The organism is Nocardia sp. CNY236, assembly GCF_000482385.1.
In the GTDB taxonomy this organism is placed as follows: Bacteria; Actinomycetota; Actinomycetes; order Mycobacteriales; family Mycobacteriaceae; genus Nocardia.
Genome location: NZ_AXVD01000034.1, coordinates 1 through 19122, shown reverse-complemented (window position 1 = coordinate 19122; position 19122 = coordinate 1). Strand labels below are relative to the sequence as shown.

Genomic DNA, 19122 nt, shown 5'->3' with positions numbered 1-19122 from the left:
CGGAGGAGCGCACTGTGAATCGAATTGCCATCGTTGGCATGGGCTGCGTCTACCCAGACGCCACCGACCCGCGGCAGTTATGGGAGAATTCGGTGAGCGGCCGTCGAGCCTTCCGGAGCATCCCGGATGTACGAACCTCCTTGGCCGACTACTACAGCGCCGACCCGGCCACGCCGGACACTTTCTACGCGGACAATGCGGCGGTCCTGACCGACTACACGTTCGACCGGACCGCGTTCAAAATTGCTGGCAGCACTTACCATTCAACCGACCTGACCCACTGGTTGGCACTCGACGTTGCGAGCAGAGCGCTAGCGGACGCCGGATTCGAGAATGGCGAAGGGCTGCCCCGTGAGCGGACGGGTGTCGTCGTCGGCAACACACTCACCGGCGAGTTCTCCCGCGCCAACCTCTTGCGGTTGCGGTGGCCATACGTACGACGAGTCGTTGCAACCCAACTACGTCGAATCGGTTGGGACGACGATGCGGTCGCCGACTTCGTCGACGAGATGGAAGATCCTTACAAGGCGCCTTTCCCGCATGTCGACGAAGACACTCTGGCGGGAGCGCTGGCAAACACGATCGCCGGGCGCATCTGCAACTATTTCGACCTGCAGGGAGGTGGCTACACCGTCGACGGCGCATGCTCGTCTTCGTTGTTGTCTGTGACGACAGCCGCTCGCTCGCTCATCGACGGCGAGTTGGACGTGGCCGTCGCGGGCGGCGTCGATCTGTCCATCGACCCCTTCGAGATCGTCGGTTTCGCCAAGACCGGTGCCCTTGCCCGGACCGAGATGAAGCTGTACGACAAGGGATCGAACGGTTTCTGGCCGGGCGAGGGCTGCGGAATGGTCGTGCTGATGCGCGAGGAGGATGCCCTGGCGGCCGGACGCAAACCGTTGGCCCACATCGCCGGCTGGGGAGTGTCCTCAGATGGCGCTGGCGCAATGACGCGCCCGGACCCGATGGGATACCAACTCGCCCTGAGGCGTGCCTACGAGCGTGCGGGCTTCGGCATCGAAACCGTGCCCTACTTCGAGGGCCACGGCACTGGGACACCCGTCGGCGACGATCTCGAACTCTCGGCCATCTCCAGCGCTCGCCGCGCCGCCGGCGCCACCGATCGCGCTGCAATCGGTTCGGTCAAGGCTCAGATCGGCCACACCAAGGCTGCGGCTGGCGTGGCGGGGCTGATCAAGGCGGTCCAGGCGGTGCGCCACGGCGTCGTTCCACCGACGATCGGCTGCCGGCGACCCCACCTTCGCTTCACCGACCACGACAGTGCCGTCCGTCCGGTAATGCTCGCCGAGCCGTGGCCCGACGCTGCTCCGTTACGTGCCGGTGTCAGCTCCATGGGTTTCGGAGGTATCAATACTCACATCGTGGTGGAGGGCGATCCTGGCAGCGCCGAACTGGTCGATTGGGACCGGCGGCCGGACGTGCGTGCCCTGGCGGCTTCGCGCCACGACGCCGAGTTGTTGCTGCTCGCTGCACGCACCCCTGCACGCCTCGCTGCCCGGCTGCGCGAGGCCGCCGCTGCTCTGCGCACCTGCAGCTACTCGGAGCTGACCGACTATGCGATGAGCTGGGCACGGGAGGCGGCCGGCACGTACCGGGCAGCCACTGTCGTCACCGCCCCCAAAGAGGCGGTGCGCCGGCTCGTTCTGCTGGCAGAACGCCTCGAAGAAGACGGACCACTCGCCGGGGATCCGCTCAGCCCGGCAGTGATCGAGGTACCTGGCGGGGGTTACCTCGGCCGCGCACCGGACGGTGAGAGCGTTCAGATCGGGCTACTGTTCCCCGGTCAGGGCACCGGCAGCCACTTACGAGGGGGAGTCCTGGCGCGCCATCTGCCCGACGTCACGAGATATCGGCAGCATGCCGATGCAGCTCTTTTCACCGACGTCGTCGCTACTCAAAACGCCCAGCCATTGACGGTGATCGGTAGCCTCTATGGCCTTGCCGCACTACGCGAACTCGGCATCAGCGCTTCGTCCGCCGCCGGGCATTCTCTAGGCGAGCTGTGCGCCCTCGCCTGGGCAGGTGCCATCGACAGCGATTCACTTGTCGAACTGGCCCGTATGCGTGGGACCATCATGGCCGAGAATGGCTTGCCCGGCACGATGGCCAGCCTCGACGCACCGCAGGACGTGGTCCGAGCATTGCTTCCGCCGACCCACGACGTGACCATCGCAGCTCTCAACTCGCCCCGACACACCGTCGTCTCAGGGACGGGTGAGGCTGTCGCAAAGTTGCTCACGGAGGCAGAATCAGCTGGTATTGCTGGCAGGCGGTTGCCGGTCTCGCATGCCTTCCACTCGCCTCTGGCGCTACCGGCCGCTGAGGCGCTCGCGGGGTGTCTGGACCGAATCCCGCTGAGTGCGCTGCCGCTCGCGGGAGAGCACACGGTGGTCTCCACCGTGACCGGCGCAGTTCTTGCCGCTGACCGCGAGATGCCCGTTGCCGAGCTCTCCGACCTGCTGTGTCGGCAGATCGTCGAGCCGGTACGGTTCGCCGAGGCGGTGGCAGAGGTGGCTGCCCGCAGCGACCTGTTGATCGAAGTCGGTCCAGGCCACAGCATGGCGCGGCTCGCGGTGGCGAATGCCGTGACCGTACCGGTTGTCGGTCTCGACAGCGACGACCCAGATCTGACCTCCTACCTTGCTGTTGCGGCTGCGACCTGGGTCGGCGGTGCACTGCCCGACCCCACCGCCGTGAACGGCGAACGCTTTCACCGTGATCCGCCGCACGGCGAGCAGACCTTTCTCTCCAATCCTGCCGAGAGTGTCGCAGCCGATGGCCTGCGACGCCGAAGCGGCGGCAGCGTAGCGACCGGCAAAGATGCTGTGGTGTTGGCAGGAGACGACGTCGACGTGCTCGATCTTCTGATCAGGATGACGGCCGAGCGAGCCGAGCTCCCCCTCGAGGCGGTCGGCACGGAGAGTCGGATGCTCGACGACCTGCACCTGAGCTCGATCACGGTGGGGCAGGTCGTAGCTCGGGTTGCCAGCGCAGTGGGCGTTCACGACTTCGGGTCGTTGAACCTGGCGACATCGACGATCGGTGAACTTGCCGCCGGACTGGAGTCGCTGCGCGGCAACACCGGAACATCGAGAGATTCGGATCCCCTTGGGGCGGTCAACGCTTTCGTCGGCACGTGGATCGAAGAGTTCTCTCCCATGCCACTGCGCACCAGTGCGCCTGCCCCCGTTGCGGAGCCCGCAGCCTGGATCGTGCACGCAGAGGGTTGGACACCCACTGCCGAGGCGGCTTGGTTGTCGGCGCTCGCGGGCGATACCGACGGCGGCGTTCTGCTGGGTCTGCCGGCCGACGCAGACCGCGCGAACCTGCGCCGCGCATTCTCCGCTGTTCGAGCAGCGACGACCCTTGGTGCGGGCCGCCGGCTGGTGGTATTGGGCGGGCACGATACGACGACAGCCCTGGCAAAGACTCTCTTTTTGGAGCACTCCGAGCTTCGGGTCACCGTCGTCGATGGGGACGGATCGGTGCAACCCGAGCAACTCGCCGCGGAGGTCGCCGCCACGGACGGATTCGTCCACGTGCGCTATCTCGACGGAATTCGGTACGTGCCTCACCTTGTGCCGTACGTGCTCGACGAGGCGCCTGCGCCAGACCTCGGCAGCGGGGTTGTGGCCGACGACCGGCCTGTGCTGCTGGCTACGGGAGGCGGCAAGGGCATCACTGCCGAGTGCGCACTCGAATGGGCGCGTCATTTGGGCGCACGAGTTGCGATCGTGGGGCGCTCCATCGCCACGACCGAGGAGGTCTCCCAGACACTCCGGCGGTTCGAGGACGCCGACCTCGAAGTGCACTATGTGCAAGCCGATTTCGCCGACTCCGTCGCCATCCGCCATGCTGTCGAGCAGATTGCTGCTCGGTTCGGCGCGGTCACCCACGTGCTCCACGGAGCTGGGCGCAACGACCCAGCGATCCTAGAGGGTCTCACGTGGACAGACGTCGAAAACACGTTTGCCCCGAAGGTCGACGCGCTGTCTACCCTGCTATCGACCTTGGCCGAGGTCGATGACGAAGCACTCCGGCATGTGGTGACGTTCAGCAGTGTCATCGGTCGCTCCGGGATGTGGGGCGAGGCGCACTATGCCATGGCCAACGCCGAACTTGCCCGAGTGACCCGCAGTCATGGAGTGCACAACCCACAGTGCCGGACAACGTGTTTGGAATGGTCGGTGTGGTCGGGCATCGGCATGGGCGTCAAGATGGGAGCGGTAGAGAGCCTTGCCGCCGCCGGGATTTCCGCGATCTCGCCGGCGGACGGCACCGAGTTGTTCATCCGGACCGTGACCCGCGATACGCCGCCGACACTGGTGGTCTGCGGACGCACAGACAGCGTGCCAACTCTGCATACCCGTCCCGTCGAACTGCCTCTCAGTCGATTCGTGGACCGGGTGCGGCGACACCACCCGGGCTTCGAGCTGGTCGCCGACGCTGTGCTCTCGGTGAGCAGTGATCCCTACCTTCTCGATCACGAGATCGATGGCGACCACGTGTTGCCAGCCGTTATCGGCCTCGAGGCGATGGCCCAGTTCGCAAGCGCGATTACCGGAGTTGTGGGTCCAGTCCGCTTCACCGACGTGCGTCTGGACCGCCCGATCATCGTGCCGGCCGGCGACGACTACACCATACGTCTCAGCGCGGTCCGCCGTGTCGACGGGGCGGTCGACGTCGTGCTGCTCGGTGAGGAATCGGACTACGCGATCGCACACTTCGCGGCGACTGCCGAAACCGGGGCCAGAATCGACCCGGGCTCGGGCCACGTGTCGGTATCGCCGGCCTCCGAGCCGGTGGCGCTGGATCCCGATGTCGAGCTCTACGGCAGGCTGCTGTTTCAACGTGGACGGTTCCAGCGGGTTCGTGGCTATGACACCCTGAGTTCGACGCAGGTGCGCTGCCGGGTATCCAGTGCCGAGGTCGACTGGTTCTCCAGTGCTCTTCCTGCAGATCTGCTGCTCGGCGATCCTGGAGTTCGTGATGCACTGATGCACGGTAATCAGGTGAGTGTTCCGGATGCCACATTGCTACCGCAACGGATCGACCTGCTCGAAGTGCTCGATCCCACACCGGCCGGTGACCGGGTATTCCTTGCCCGCGAGACCCGTCACGACGGTACGTTGCACGTCTACGACATAGATGTGTTCGACGAGCGCGGTGTCCTCGTGGAACGGTGGCGAGGACTGCACCTGCGCGCGGTCCGACAGCAAGTGCCCGACCTCTGGTCACCGGCCCTGCTCGGTCCACACTTCGAGCGAGTACTCGCAGATGCGGGCGTGCTCGGCTCCGTACAGGTCACGGGCTCGCCCGAGGGCACTCTGATGATGAGTGCCACGCTCGAAGGCGCTTCGTGTGCGGTGCGGTGCGCGGCCGACACCATCGACGACCTCACGGACGCCGCTTTCGGTGAGATCCTCGGGCGCAGTATCGAATCCGGCGAGATCGAAGTACGCAACCTCGGCGGTACGCGCGGGCTCCACCGAATGGCTGCCGGACCAGCACAGGCCCTGGTCGCCGACGTAGAGACCACCTGGCAGCAACGTGTGCGCCTGACTGTCGCCTGGTTGTCGGTGGTGTCGGAACATGAGGACAAGGTGGTCGCATGAGGACACCGGCGTATGAGTACCGGCATGTTGTCGGCTTCGAGGAGACAAACCTCGTCGGCAACGTCTACTACGTCAATTACCTGCGGTGGCAGGGACGGTGCCGGGAGATGTTCCTGAAAGAGATGGCGCCGGAAATACTGGATGACGTCCGCGGCGACCTCAAGCTCTTCACCCAGAAGGTCGAGTGCGAGTACATCGCCGAGATCGCCGCATTCGACGACTTGGTGATCTCGATGGTCCTGGCCGATCTGGGCCAAACCACACTCGAACTCGAATTCGAGTACTGGTGCGAACACCCTGACGGCCCGTTGCTGGTCGGGCGGGGTAGGCAGCGCATCGTCTGTATGCGAGGCCCGAATGGTGACACCCGCCCGACCCGCGTTCCAGAGCCGTTGATCGAGGCATTGCGTCCGTACATGAGCGATGCGGTGTCGGCCCGATGACGGCCACGCAATGTGGGTGGCAGCAGGTGCCCGTGGCGCGACGGATCGCCGACCCATTTTCGGTAGGAGCATATCCATGAGCAATATCTCGACGACCACTGCCAGGACCGAGGCGCCGGCGTCCGGCCTGTGCGCCCAACCGCGTCTCGCCGTCGACGGCGGACTCGAGTCGGTGGCGCTGCTCGTCGACCGGAACGGTCCCGGAGCATGGCTGCGAGAGCGGATCATGCTCCCGCCCCAACGACAGGTCCATCCAGCGCATCGTGGATTTTTCGCCTGGGCGGAGGGGCCGAGCATCACCGAACATGTCGGGCGGGCGTTCCTCACCGGCTACGGCACCGGACTCCGAGCCCGTTCGCTACGGCACGCGGCCGCCGCATTGCAGGTCTTGGCCCCGCAGTGGCGCGGCTTCGCAATGGAGGGCCTCGGCATGGCGGCTGGCGTCCGTGACGGGCTCCGGCTCGGTGGCCACCAGTTCGCAGACCTGATGGTCTACAGCGGCGAACGTCATAGCTACATGCTCTACGTCGGTCTCGGCTGGTCGCTGGCCAGGCTGCCACGGTTCACCTGGCCGCGGCTCGATCGCCTCGACCCACTCCTTGCGCCGCTCGTCTTGGACGGGTACGGCTTCCACGAGACGTTCTTCCACACCGAGGCCGTATTGCAGCGACGTGCGGTTGCGTTCCCCGCGCGGTACTGGCCCGGGACCCGCGCCGACAGCCAGCAGCAGGTGATGCAGGGCGTCGGCCGCGCGTTGTGGTTCGTGGCTGGCGGCAACCCGAACGTACTCGCCGAAATGGTCGATCGCTTCGATGCTGGCATGCACGGATCGTTGTGGGCGGGTATCGGATTGGCGGCCGCCTACGCAGGAGGTCGGGACGCCGTGACATTGCGCCAGCTCCGCGAGGGCGCTCACGAGCACCGGTGCTGGATCGCCCAGGGCGCCGCGTTCGCCGTCGAAGCTCGGCTGCGGGCGGGTCTGGATGTGCCACACACAGAAACCGCGGCGCAGGAACTATGCGGCCGCAGTGCGACGGAAGCCTCCGCGATCACGTGGCAAGCACGTCCCGACCCGGCGCGAATCGACGCCGGCGATTGGTCGGCCTACGAACAGTGGCGGCAAGCCGTTGCTGGCAGGCTGGCATGATCCGCGCGCAGGTGCCGCGTAGCCGGCTGCCGAAGCTGCTGCACGGGATGCTGTCCGATCGTGGTGATACGTTCGCCTGCCTGGCCCGCCGCTATCCCGCCGGAGTCACCGTACCGTTGCCCGGGCGCCCGCTGCATGTGCTCAATGGGCCAGAGGCCGTCAAACATGTCCTGGTCACAGCTGCGGACCGCTACGAAAAAGGTATCGGCCAAGCCGAAGCCCGCGCCGGTCTCGGTCGCGGCATCCTGACCGACGACGGCGAGACCTGGATGCGAGCCCGTGGTTCCCTCGGTCCATGGCTGCGAGCACGTCGGATACAGCAGCATGCACCTGCTATCCACCGGTATGCGGTCGACTCGGTCACGGAGCTGGCAGGACCCCATCCACGCCGAATACCGGTCGACGGCTTCCTCGCGGAATACACCCTGCAGTGCTTGGCGGCGGTGCTCGGTGTTCCGGCCCCGCACATAGCTCCGGTACTCGCAGCGCTGGACGTCGTACAGGACGACGCGATGTTCCGGGTGGTCACTCAGGACCGGATTCCCACCGTGCTACGCCCTCGGGCAGAACAACGACTACGCGAGGCACGAACGGTTCTCGACCGTGCCGCTGACGAGGTCATTGCCGCTGTCGATTCCGGTGTCCCAGAAAGTGATCCGCCCTTGTGGGCCAACCGCGACGACGTCATATCGCTGCTCTTGGCAGGCTACGAGACCACCTCATCCACTTTGACCTGGGCGGTCGAGGAGTTGAGCCGACGACCTGCCCTCGCCGATGCTCTCGCCGAAGAGCGCGACGCCGCCGATGATCCCACCGATGACCCGGCCGATCTGCTGCGCCTGACGGGGCAATTGCGGCTCACCACTGCCGTCGTCAAGGAGGTACTTCGCCTGCATCCCGCAGTATGGCTGGTCAGCAGGCGTGCCCTCCGCGACGATGTTGTCGCCGGTTGGCCGATCCGTACCGGCGACGACGTCTGCATTGTGGTCGCCGAGGCGCACCAGCAGGGTTGGGCCGAGCCCGACCTCTTCGACCCAGACCGCTTCCTGACCAATGACCACCGCGGAAGATACCTGCCGTTCGGCCTGGGACCCCGTGGTTGTCCCGGCGCCTCCTTGGCACACCTGGAAGCCACGCTGTGGCTAGCCGAGGCGAACCGTCGGTTGACGCTACGGCCGGTTCTTGGGCGCAGGACCCGAGCCTTGGCGAGGATGTCCATGACAACGATGCCGGGGACACCCTATCTGATTGCACGACGGACCGTAGCCCGAGCAGCATTGGCGTAGTTGCCATTCCCACCAGCGGTTCCAGCCTGTCCTGGGAAGGGCCCGATGGCCGATGGGGTACCCAGTGCCCTGTGGTCGGCGCGCTCCGGCTCGGTGACGAGGGGCATTCGCCGGGTACGCAGCCACGCCTGCAACACGCGTACCCCGGCGAACCACAGGGGACAGGTCATCCCTTGCCCACGTCGTTGTCGTGGGTATTACAGGGTGGTCGGCGTGTCTCGATCACCTCGAGGAGCAGGCCGGGTCGGTCAGTACGGTGCGTTCGTATACGACGCGAGGGACCAGGAATCGCCATCGCGCACCAGAACCCACGTCGCCCGGACCCATGCGCCATCGGGAAGTGAGTCGGCGGTGGTCGGACGTATCCCGCCTTGGGTGAAGAGAATGACGACATCGTCGGTCAGGGTCTTGACGTCGAACGGCGTGCCGATGACCTGAGTTCCGGCGTATGGGCCAGCGAATGCCTCGGTCATGAACGCAGCAATGGCGTTGCGCCCCTTCTGGTGCACTCCTGGGAGGATCATCGTGCCGTCCTCGGTGAATACGGAGGCGAAGCCGGCGGCGTCGTTGTTCTTCCAGGCATCCATGATGCGCTGGGGGATGACGGCTGGATCGGACACTGTGGTCATCGGTGGTTCCTTGTCTGGTCGGGCTGGTCGAGCAGATGGGACGACGATCGCACGTCACGTCGTCACGAACCTCTTACCGATTGCTACAACGTCGGCAATGCATGAGAGCTGTGGGGGTACTGCTGGGCCCTAGTGTCGCCGGAAGATCGCCGACCCAGCTGGATGGGGCCTGAGTGAGGAAGCGGTAGTCGCTATGGGATCGACCGATGACAAAGACACCCACGGTGTCTCGTTCCGCCGGATGATGACCGTCAATATTGTGCTCGGTGCGATCGTGATCGCAGGTTGGGCAGCGATCGGCGGCTCACGCGCCGTCGAGGCCATCGGAGAGCACTGGCAGGTGTCGCTCACGATGACGCTGGGCTCTCTCGTAGGGGGTGGTACGTCGGAGGGTGGCGGGGCAGTGGCCTTTCCGATCCTCACCAAGGTGCTCGCCGTGCCGCCGGAGGATGCCCGGCTGTTCAGCTTCGCGATCCAGAGCGTCGGCATGACGGCCGCGAGCCTGTCGATCCTGTGGAATCGGGTACCGCTGGAATGGGCCGCACTCGCCTATGGCGGACTACCCGGTGTAGTCGCCGTTGTCTTCAGCTTTCTGCATATTGCGCCCCGGGTCAGCGCACCTCATGTGCGTCTGCTCTTCACCGCGGTCCTCGTCGGTCTCATGATCGCGCTGATCATTGGTCGACGCTATCGTCCCGCCCGACGTCCACGGATCTTCGAGCGGCGAACGGATCTGGGCGAACCGGCGTTGCCGTTGCAGGACAAAGCCGTGCTCGTATTGGCCGGCAGCATTGGGGGGTTGCTGTCGGGTATCGCCGCCGTCGGAGAGAACACCATCATGTTCGTGGCTCTCGTGCTGTTGTTTCGGGTCAGTGAAAAGACCGTTACACCAACGACAGTCGTCCTGATGACGATGGTGACGCTCGCTGGATTCGCAGCCTCATCGATCGAAGGCTCTTTCACGGGTCCGGTCGTGGACATGTGGCTTGCGGCGGTGCCAGTGGTGTGCATAGGCGCCCCCTTGGGTGCGCTGATCTGTACCCGACTTTCGAGTGCGTCGATCGCGCGAATCCTCTACGTCTTGATCACGGTGGAACTCGTCTCGACGGTCGCCCTGGTGCCGATTGGGCGCAGTGAAGCGGCGTTCTTCGCGAGTGGCATTCTGGTTTTCACCCTTGGGTGCCTTCGCCTGGCCACCCTTCGGCGGTTCGACCTGGGTCCTGATCCGGCGCCCACCGGTCTTTCCATCCAACGAGACCACGTGGACGAGTCGGCAGGTCGCAAGCACGCAGCCCGGCAGCGATGATGAATTCCGCATACCTGTGCAGGACGGTGGGTCCGGCCGCGGACGCGCAGGAGAACACCGGTCCCGAGTTCCACGAATCCGTCTGGGTCACCGAGCGCGCACAGGACGAGATGCCGTGAAAAGCCTGGTCCATTGGGATGGAGTCACGGACCTGAGAGGCGAGACCGTAATGGAGCGACAATGAGACGTTTGTTGGTACCTACGTTATCGATAGCGCTGTGTCTGGGCACGTGGACCCTAATACCGGCAGGGCCGAGCGACGCGTTGGTCGGTCGGGCCTCGGCGGAGGTAACTTTCGACCGTCACCTACTGCCTCCATCGCCGACCAACCAGCGTGTGCGGCCCGTTGCACAAGACTTCGAGCCCATTCGGCCGTGGATCTCCGCGGTCGGGGCATCGGTAGGATCGATGGACCTACGGGGCCAGGGCCACGCGGGCGACGCGTGCACCACCGACCCACGCGACGACGAGGTGCGGGTGTTTCCCGTGCCGGGCAGTACGGGCGAGCCGTTCGAGCCGTTCGAATTGCGACCCGACGGTCTACGCTACGACGACACCATGGCGCCGATAGGCTGTGTACCCGCCGACATCAATCACGACGGCACCACAGACCTCATCGTCTACTACTGGGGCCGCTCGCCCGTACTGTTTCTCAATCAGCGCGAGTCAGGCGATGCTGGCACACCTCGGCGCGCCGATTTCGAGCCGACCGAGCTCGTTACCCCCATGAATGTGTGGAACTCGACCGCGCTCAACATTGCCGATATCGATGGCGACGGAGTCCTCGACATCATGGTGGGAAACTACTTTCCCGACGGAGCACGTGTGCTCGATCCCGCTGCTGCCACCGACTCGCGGATTCGGATGCAAGACGGGATGAACAAGGCACGTAATGCCGGTACCAACCGTCTTTTCCTCGGCAACCCCGTCGACGACATTGGTGAGATGCCGGAATTCATCGACGTCAGCAACCGCATCCCGAAGGAATCGGCCAGTTCGTGGACTCTATCGTTCGGGTTCCAAGATCTCACCGGAGACGGATTGCCGGAAGCGTACGTGGCAAACGATTTCGGTCCCGACCAATTGCTGGTCAACCGGTCGAAGCCCGGTGACGTTCGATTCGAGTCGGTGCGTGATCGTCGCTCTCTCACCGAGCGTCGATCGACCGTCCTCGGCCACGACTCGTTCAAGGGTATGGGGGTTGCTTTTTCATACTCCGGGGCAGACGAGTTGCCTCGGATGGTTGTCAGCAACATCACCAGCCCATGGGCGTTGCAGGAGTCGAATTTTGCGTTCTACCCCGATGGCGAACCCGAAGATCTGCTGAAGGGCGAAGTTCCATTCACAGACCGCTCCGCGCAGACCGGTATCGCACACAGCGGATGGTCGTGGGACATCAAAACCATAGACATCCTCAACGAGGGTCGTGATGACCTGTTGCAGGCGACCGGTTTCATCAAAGGCACTCGCAACATATGGCCACGTTTGCAGGAAACCGCGATGGGCAACGACCAGATCCTCGAATACCCCGAGCTGTGGCTGCGTATCGAGGAGGGGGACGACCTGTCCGGTCATGAGCCCAACCGGCTGTGGCGGGAAATGAACGACGAGTGGGTCGACATCGGTCAGCAGATCGGTTTCAGCGACGAGGTCTCGCGCGGAATTTCCACCGCCGATATCAATGGCGACGGGCTGCGGGACTTCCTGGTGGCCAACCAGTGGGAGGATTCGTATGCCTATGTGAATACATCCGAGACCGACAACCGTCGGGTCAGTTTGAGAGTGGTAGCCGAAGGAGTCGGAGGCGCGTCCACGCCAGTGATCGGCGCGACGGTGATCCTTGAAGGAGAGGGCGGCTATCGCCGGGAAACGCAGGTGTACCCCGCGAACGGACACTCTGGGGTCACCGACGACATAGCACACTTCGGCATCCCCGACGCACAGCGTCGCGATGCACTCAGTGCAACCGTGACGTGGCGCCATGACGGCGAGCTACACCAGCGCACGTTCGCGTTGGAAAACCTGGTCGATCCCGACGAGCCGACGACCACACTGAAGGTGCAACCATGACTATCCAGATCGCGTCGAAAGTGGCGCATGGAGCGGTGGCCGACGACGTCACCCCGACGCAACAAGCCCTCCCGAAACCTGTGGACCGGCGACGTAAAGCGCTTTTGCGGTTTGCAATTTCGATTACCGCCTTCAACGTGCTCGGACACCTGCTTCTTGGGTTCGAGCAAGCGCCAATCGTACCGATCGCCACTGTTGCCGTCAGCTACGTAATGCATCTGTTGCTGGAGATGTTCGACGCGTGGGCGCATCAGCGAGCGCCCGAATACGCCGGAGGCCGTATCGAACTGTTCTACTTCCTGCTACCAGCACACATCACCGCTTTGGCCTGCTCGATGCTCATCTACACAAGCACTCTATGGCCCTTTCTGTTCGCGGTGACCGTCGCGGCCGCTTCGAAGTACGTGTTTCGAGTGCGGGTGAAGGGTCGTCTCAGGCATTACCTCAATCCATCGAACACGGGCATTGCGGTGGCCCTACTGCTCATCCCATTGGTGGGCTTCGCGCCGCCGTACATGTTTCTGAACAACACGGGCACCGCGCTCGATGTTCTGATCCCACTCGGCGTGTTGATGGCAGGCACCATGCTCAATGGCAAGCTCACCGGCAAGATGCCGTTGATCGCCGCATGGGTGGGTGGATTCGTCCTGCAAGGTCTCGTGCGCTCGATCTGGGCCGATGACGTCTTCATTTCGGTACTCGGGGCGATGACCGGTGTCGCGTTTGTGCTCTTCACCAACTATATGATCACCGATCCTGGTACTACACCGATCTCGACACGAGGCCAGGTGGTCTTCGGGCTCACAGTCGCAGGCGTATACGGGCTTCTCATCGCTGCCCAGGTCGCATACGCAATCTTCTTCGCGCTAGTGATCACCTGCGCGATTCGGGGGATGGTGATGTATTTGGCGCCGCGGCTACGGCGGTGGCGCTCATCCGCTCAGCATCGCCGGACTGATTTCGGCTAGGCTCGGCTGACATGCCCACCTACCTCGTGACCGGCGCCGCCGGATTCATCGGCGCCAACTACGTGCACCTCCTTTTGGAGTGGGAGCCCGGCGCCGAGGTGGTGGCGGTGGACTACATCGGCTTCGCCGGCAATCTCGCGAACGTGGATGCGGTGATCGACCGGATCACCTTCGAGAAGGCCGATATCGCCGACTTCGAGGTAATGGAAGCGCTCTACCGCCGCTACCGGCCCGATTATGTGGTGAATTTCGCGGCGGAGTCGCATAACGACCGCGCGATTCTGGGTCCGTCGTCGTTCATGCGTAGCAATGCCCTCGGGGCGCAGGTGATGGCCGAGTGCAGCCGCCTGGTGCCGGTCCGCTCGCACGTGCACGTGTCCACGATCGAGGTGTACGGGGAACTGGCCGAGGGAGACAAATGGTTCACCGAACGGTCGGCGCTGAACGCGAAAACTCCGTATTCGGCGGCGAAGGCGGCCGGGGATCAGATGGTGCGCGCCTACATGCAGACCTATCCGGAAATCGATATCCGGATGACGCACTGCGCCAACAACTATGGCCCGTTCCAGTTGCCGGAGAAGCTGATTCCCCTCGCGGTGACGAATGTGCTGCACGGGAAGAAGGTGCCGGTCTACGGTGATGGGTTACAGCGCCGGGACTGGCTGCATGTGGCCGATCACTGCGCTGCGGTGCACCGGGTGCTGCATGCCGAGCTCGACGCGATCCCGGCCGCGGCGGCAACCGACCCGGGGCTGCTGCCGATCTTCGACGTGTCCGCCCGGTTCGAGGTAACCAATATCGACATCGCCGCCATGGCGGTGACCGCACTCGGCCTGAATCCGGATGAGTGGATCACACACGTCCCGGATCGGCCGAATCACGATCGTCGCTATCTGATCAACCCGGACAAGATCGAGTCCCAGCTGGGCTGGGCACCGACCCATGATTTCGCGACCGGGATCGCCGAGACCGTGGCCTGGTATGTCGAGCACCGTATGTGGTGGGAGCAGATCATCGCCGACAAGGGCGAGCTCGGCGTCGACTGGAGCCAGGTCGGTCAGGCGGCGGCCCCGCGTTAGGTGTCGCCGGTCAATACGGTGTAGCCCTAGCGGTCGCGCCACGGTCCGCTGTGGCGGGCAAACCAGTCGCGTACCGCGACACCGACGCTGTGCGCGATCTGCGGGCCGTGCGGCGAGTCGTCGGGGATACCGCACGCGAATCGGGCGAGCACGTCCGCGTAGCGCAGCACACTCTCGGGGGGTGGGAAGGACCAGCGTGTTGTCTCGCCGCCACACAGCGGCGTGCCCGCATTCGATGCGCATCAACTCCGTGGCGGCCTCGATGTCCAATGGTGCCGCGGTCAGTGTCGTGACCTATACCACTGGAGAGTGTCAGGGCGGCCCGCACGTCGGTGCGGAGATCGAATCGGTTCTCGGAGTATGTTTCGTGGGTGGTGACCTGCTCGGCCAGCAGCGTCAGCGGTTCGACTATCGGGCCTCACCGCCGCCCGTGGTGTTTGGTGACGATGTGCGAGCCGATCACCAGCGCGTCGGCCGGGCAGGAATGGAAGAACGCCAGTGCTTGGGCGGGATAGGCGATGATCTCGTCGGCGGTCTTGGTCCACACGAACGGTTTCGGGTCCTCATTCCAGGCAGCGATCCAGTCACGATCGATTTCCCCAGCGCGGCAACGCTTCTGTGGACGCCTCGACGGAGTTGCTGGTCGGTCATCAGCCCGAACCAGCGTTCGACCTCGTTCGACCAGGAAGAGTAGGTCGGGTTCGAAGCATGTGGGGGCGCAATTCAGAAGGCGCAGTCGAGCCACGCCACACGGCGTGGCTCGGGGCGGCCATCAACTCACTGGTGATTGTCGCAAAGATGCTACAGAGAAGGCTCAGGCTATTTGCACCGGGCTGGGAGGCGCTCGTAGACTGTCCGAGGGGTTGCGGTTCGGAAGTGCTGCCGGAAGGCGCTCGGCGACACGCCAGTACGTTCGCGGAACCGAGTGCTGAAGGTGCCAACACTCGCGAATCCGACCTCGTATGAGATGTCGACAACCTTGAGGTCAGTAGATAGCAGAAGTTCGCGAGCGCGCTCGAACCTGAGTTCGGTGAGGTAGCGCCCCGGGGAGTCCCCAGTTACCCGCTGGAAAACGCGGGTGAAGTGATACTTACTGAACAGTGCTGTTCTAGCGATCTCGTCGGCTGTGATCGGCTCGGCCAAGTTGTCCTGCATGAAGCAGATCGCTCGTGTGACTGCGCGGTGAAGGTGTTCGCTCACCTCGGCTACCGCGGACTCGTTGACGATTTGCCGACGGCTGACGATATCGACAACAGCTGCATCGTCGTGTGTATAGGCGGTCGGTATCTGGGTCATAACCGTTCCTCTCGGTAGGCATGGCCCAACGCTAGAAACGATGGATTGCATTGCCTATCCGAAGAAGAGCGCACCTTCGAGATGTCAGGGGCCCGCCTGTGAGTTGCCCCGATCGGGCATAGCCTATCGGCTACAAGCCCTGGCCGCGACCGGGCATCCGAGTCCGCCCCCGGTCCGATCGACCACCGAATCCGGCTTGTCACTGCCACATCGGACTTCGAAGCCGAAAGTCGAGCCCGTGTGCAGTCGTGACGTTGCGTACAACCTCGGCGCCGGCGATGGCCTCGCGGCACCATTCGCTGCTACCACGCCCACGGCCGCGAGTCGGTCGACATACTCACATACGGGCCATGCTGTCATGTGGCTCGTTCGGTGCCCGACACCGGGTCCACATTGTCGACGCCCTTCGCAGACCAGATGGTCCACTTCTGCGTGCAGGGTTGCCGCGGGCCAGGTATCCGACGAGGCCGAGCAGGTCCCTGCGTGCTACTCGGAGTCCCTCACCGCCTCCGACGGCCGTGGTGAAGACGCGGTGTGCCCGCCCATTCGCAGTCGGTCGGCATACATCAGTATCGATTCGAGGTACACCGCGTACTGGCCGACCCATGAGCGCGCGGCTCGATCGAACTCGACAACGGCGCCACGTGTCACCTGCCGGGGCCGCGCGTCGGCTTCGCGAACCAACTGCTCCAGGTCGCGGAAGGTCGCGTGCAGCGAGACAGACGCACCCGGCCACAGCACAGGCGTGTATCCGATATTTCGGTCCCAGTAGGATTTCTGCACGAAACCGACAACCGCCGAGTTCTCGGCCAGCATTGCCTGCCACGGGTTCTCGGCGATGCCGACGAGATCGGGCTCGACACCGGCGAACTGCTTCATGCGTGTGACCTGATGACCGACACGTCGACGATCAGCCTCGGACAGACCGATCGCGGCGGCGACTGCGGGGGTGTGCGATACGTACACCAGGCGCCTCGGCTCGCCCGTCGTCTCGCTACGACCATTGCCCGTACCAGCGTCGCTGTGATCGTCCGACATCGGCAGCTCACCGTCGAGAGGAGACACCGCAAAATCTGGGTCACGCCCTGCAACTTCGATAGCGGCAGCGGTCTGAATTGCCCGGGCCTCGAGCTCCGCGGACACTCCCGCCCCTTCGAACCGTGCCGACTCGATACGCCCGATCAATTCGACGATCGACTGCCGAAGCCAGAAGATCACAGCGAGGCCGAGGAGTGGCCACTTGAGGGCATTGACATAGCTGAGGACCATCTCCGGCGCGCTCACGCCGAATATTCTAGATATGCACCATTTCTCATCGTGACTACCCTGTACCTGGCCAGTGCCGCGATGTTTCATGGAAGGACACAGCAATGCACGACGAGCGCGATCGGTTCCTCCGGGGCTACGAGGCGCTGTGCGCGATCGAAAACACCGATGCCCCGTCGATCGTGACCGGCCTGGCCGATATCGCGCCGGACCTGGCGCGGTTCGTGGTCGAATTCGGCTACGGCGATGTGTTGACTCGCCCAGGTCTCGCCCCGGCCGAGCGTCAGCTGGTGACTGTCGGGGCACTCACCGCACTCGCAAATGCGGCTCCGCAGCTCGCATTTCACCTGCACGGTGCGCTCAATGTCGGCTGTAGTCCGACCGAACTGGTCGAGGCCATTGTGCATGTGTGCTTGTATGCAGGTTTCCCGGCCTCGATCAACGGTTTGACCGTCGCGAAGACAGTGTTCGCCGAACGGGGCATCCGACCGGATGTCACGCGCGCCGATCTCGGCGGCATGGATCGGTGGGAGCGTGGCCTGGCGACCTTGGCCACGGTCGACGGCCGCGCCGGACAGCACGTTATCGAGTCGCTGAATGACATCGCCCCCGATCTCGGGCGGTTTCTCGTCGAGTTCGCCTTCGGCGATGTCTACCCGCGCGGCGGACTGGATCTGCGCCAGCGCGAACTGGTCACCGTCGCCGCCTGTACCGCGCTCGGCACGGTCGACCCTCAGCTGCGGATCCACATTCACGGCCTGCTCAACACCGGTGGTACGCAAGTCGAGCTGATCGAGGTGATCATCCAGATGGCACTGTATGCAGGCTTCCCGGCCGCTCTCAACGCGCTGACCACAGCACGAGAGGTCCTCCGGCAGCGCGCTACAGACCAGTGAACCCACAACGACAGCTGCCACAGGGAGGCGGGGAAGATGTCAGGTGCGGATGAGCGTTTCGTGCACGGAAAGCCACTTGTCGGCGCGGAGCACCCCAGTCACGACGCGAGTCGAAGATCCATGAACGTCGCTGTGTCGCTCTTCCCACCTGAGCAACTGCAGATCTCCCGAGGCCTCGAGCACCGTCACCCAGGATATTTCGATGGTCGTGTCCGGCGCCGTTGCACCGACACCATGAAACATGTCATCGAGTTGAGCGCGAGTCGCGACAGTGCCCTCGACGGTCACGAGGGTGAACTCGGCGTCGTGGGCGTTCAGGAACCGTTGAAGGGCAACCTCATCGGCATTGTTCAGCCACGATTGTAGATCTCGATGGTGTTGCACCACCAAGGCGGTCACATCTGATCGACGGTTCGACACCCACCGACGGTAGCAACGGGAGATCGTGGTTGCGCGCGGCAGTGGCGGGAACCCACTGTACTTCGAGGTTCATAGGAGTCAGCGCGTCGCTGTCAGATACCTCGGTTGCTTCATCATCCGGCCGAGTTCGTCGGGCATCTCCGGAATGGCACGTCCGTAGCTCAGAGTGAGTCCCTCGAGCGAGAACGGGTGGACCACCCAGCCTTTGTCCGCCAACCACACCGCAGGATCGGCGCGCTCATCGTCATAGAAGAGCTCGTCCGGGTCGACGCCACCGAAGGGACTTTGGCCGGTCATCTGTTTCTCGTAGTCCGAAATACTCTTGAAATCGCCACTTGCCATGAAGACCTCCAGACCGAGCTGGCTGCCGGGTGCGGACAGTTCATCGATCCGGGCGAACAGCAAGTCTTGCGCAGTGCCGGGAAGATAGGGCAGCAGCCCTTCCGCCGACCACGCTGCCGGTTTCTCGGGGTCGAAACCTGCCGAGCGAAGGGCGGCGGGCCAGTCTTCTCGCAGATCGACCGTCACCGGTCGCCGGTCGCACGTGGGTTGGGCGTGATGCTCGGTGAGCACCACCTGTTTGAATTCCAAGACCTTCGACTGGTCGATTTCGAACACCGCGGTATCCGCAGGCCAGTCGAGGCGATACGCTCGCGCGTCCAACCCCGCGGCAACGATCA

The 19122-nt window shown here is 64.0% G+C and carries 17 protein-coding genes; 10 read left to right on the top strand and 7 right to left on the bottom strand.

Annotated elements, in window-relative coordinates:
- The first annotated feature begins 14 nt into the window (after window positions 1-14).
- The 4 genes from K940_RS28830 (at window position 15) to K940_RS0117340 (ending at window position 8512) form a co-directional block, all read left to right on the top strand.
- Window positions 15-5636 (top strand): type I polyketide synthase, encoded by a 5622-nt coding sequence (locus K940_RS28830; RefSeq protein ID WP_196812246.1) that lies wholly within the window; start codon window positions 15-17, stop codon window positions 5634-5636.
- Entirely contained in the window at window positions 5633-6079 is a 447-nt protein-coding gene (locus tag K940_RS0117350) for a thioesterase family protein (RefSeq protein WP_028478584.1), read from the top strand. The genes K940_RS28830 and K940_RS0117350 overlap by 4 nt, the downstream gene beginning before the upstream one ends.
- 76 nt (window positions 6080-6155) lie before the next feature.
- Complete coding sequence (locus K940_RS28825) at window positions 6156-7226, top strand: DUF1702 family protein (RefSeq protein WP_196812245.1); 1071 nt, start codon at window positions 6156-6158, stop codon at window positions 7224-7226.
- Window positions 7223-8512, top strand: coding sequence for a cytochrome P450 (locus tag K940_RS0117340; RefSeq protein WP_028478583.1), 1290 nt, complete (start codon window positions 7223-7225; stop codon window positions 8510-8512). The genes K940_RS28825 and K940_RS0117340 overlap by 4 nt, the downstream gene beginning before the upstream one ends.
- Before the next feature lie 248 nt (window positions 8513-8760).
- Here K940_RS0117340 and K940_RS0117335 read toward each other — a convergent pair whose 3' ends face one another.
- A complete protein-coding gene (locus K940_RS0117335) occupies window positions 8761-9141 on the bottom strand; it encodes an SgcJ/EcaC family oxidoreductase (protein ID WP_028478582.1) in 381 nt (126 codons plus the stop codon).
- A 193-nt stretch (window positions 9142-9334) separates the two neighbouring features.
- On the opposite strand from K940_RS0117335, the gene K940_RS28820 reads away from it, so the two are divergent.
- The 5 genes from K940_RS28820 to K940_RS0117310 all read left to right on the top strand — a co-directional run bounded on the left by K940_RS28820 (window position 9335) and on the right by K940_RS0117310 (window position 14564).
- Entirely contained in the window at window positions 9335-10447 is a 1113-nt protein-coding gene (locus tag K940_RS28820) for a sulfite exporter TauE/SafE family protein (protein WP_051407294.1), read from the top strand.
- Window positions 10444-10566, top strand: a complete 123-nt coding sequence (locus tag K940_RS33940) for a hypothetical protein (protein ID WP_255342604.1) — start codon at window positions 10444-10446, stop codon at window positions 10564-10566. Before K940_RS28820 ends, K940_RS33940 begins: the two co-directional genes overlap by 4 nt.
- Before the next feature lie 289 nt (window positions 10567-10855).
- Complete coding sequence (locus K940_RS28815) at window positions 10856-12517, top strand: VCBS repeat-containing protein (protein WP_051407293.1); 1662 nt, start codon at window positions 10856-10858, stop codon at window positions 12515-12517.
- On the top strand, window positions 12514-13485 hold the full coding sequence (locus tag K940_RS28810; RefSeq protein ID WP_196812244.1) for an enediyne biosynthesis protein: 972 nt from the start codon (window positions 12514-12516) through the stop codon (window positions 13483-13485). Before K940_RS28815 ends, K940_RS28810 begins: the two co-directional genes overlap by 4 nt.
- Window positions 13486-13496: 11 nt before the next feature.
- Window positions 13497-14564, top strand: coding sequence for a dTDP-glucose 4,6-dehydratase (locus tag K940_RS0117310; protein WP_028478581.1), 1068 nt, complete (start codon window positions 13497-13499; stop codon window positions 14562-14564).
- Between the two features lie 26 nt (window positions 14565-14590).
- Here K940_RS0117310 and K940_RS33080 read toward each other — a convergent pair whose 3' ends face one another.
- The 4 genes from K940_RS33080 to K940_RS0117290 all read right to left on the bottom strand — a co-directional run bounded on the left by K940_RS33080 (window position 14591) and on the right by K940_RS0117290 (window position 17144).
- A complete protein-coding gene (locus K940_RS33080) occupies window positions 14591-14734 on the bottom strand; it encodes a hypothetical protein (protein WP_196812243.1) in 144 nt (47 codons plus the stop codon).
- 248 nt (window positions 14735-14982) lie between these two features.
- Window positions 14983-15111: a hypothetical protein gene (locus tag K940_RS34030; RefSeq protein WP_304412485.1), complete on the bottom strand. Its 129-nt coding sequence runs from the start codon at window positions 15109-15111 to the stop codon at window positions 14983-14985.
- Window positions 15112-15383: 272 nt separating this feature from the next.
- Window positions 15384-15719 carry a helix-turn-helix domain-containing protein gene (locus tag K940_RS34140; protein WP_155980933.1) on the bottom strand — a complete coding sequence of 112 codons (336 nt, stop codon included), beginning with the start codon at window positions 15717-15719 and terminating at the stop codon, window positions 15384-15386.
- A gap of 627 nt (window positions 15720-16346) precedes the next feature.
- A complete protein-coding gene (locus K940_RS0117290) occupies window positions 16347-17144 on the bottom strand; it encodes a hypothetical protein (RefSeq protein WP_155980928.1) in 798 nt (265 codons plus the stop codon).
- An 86-nt stretch (window positions 17145-17230) separates the two neighbouring features.
- Between K940_RS0117290 and K940_RS0117285 the strand changes: the two genes are divergently transcribed.
- On the top strand, window positions 17231-18022 hold the full coding sequence (locus K940_RS0117285; protein WP_028478578.1) for a carboxymuconolactone decarboxylase family protein: 792 nt from the start codon (window positions 17231-17233) through the stop codon (window positions 18020-18022).
- A gap of 39 nt (window positions 18023-18061) precedes the next feature.
- Here K940_RS0117285 and K940_RS0117280 read toward each other — a convergent pair whose 3' ends face one another.
- On the bottom strand, window positions 18062-18442 hold the full coding sequence (locus tag K940_RS0117280; protein ID WP_155980927.1) for a hypothetical protein: 381 nt from the start codon (window positions 18440-18442) through the stop codon (window positions 18062-18064).
- Between the two features lie 78 nt (window positions 18443-18520).
- The coding region (locus tag K940_RS0117275) for an SAM-dependent methyltransferase (RefSeq protein ID WP_028478576.1) at window positions 18521-19122 on the bottom strand (602 nt) is incomplete at its 5' end.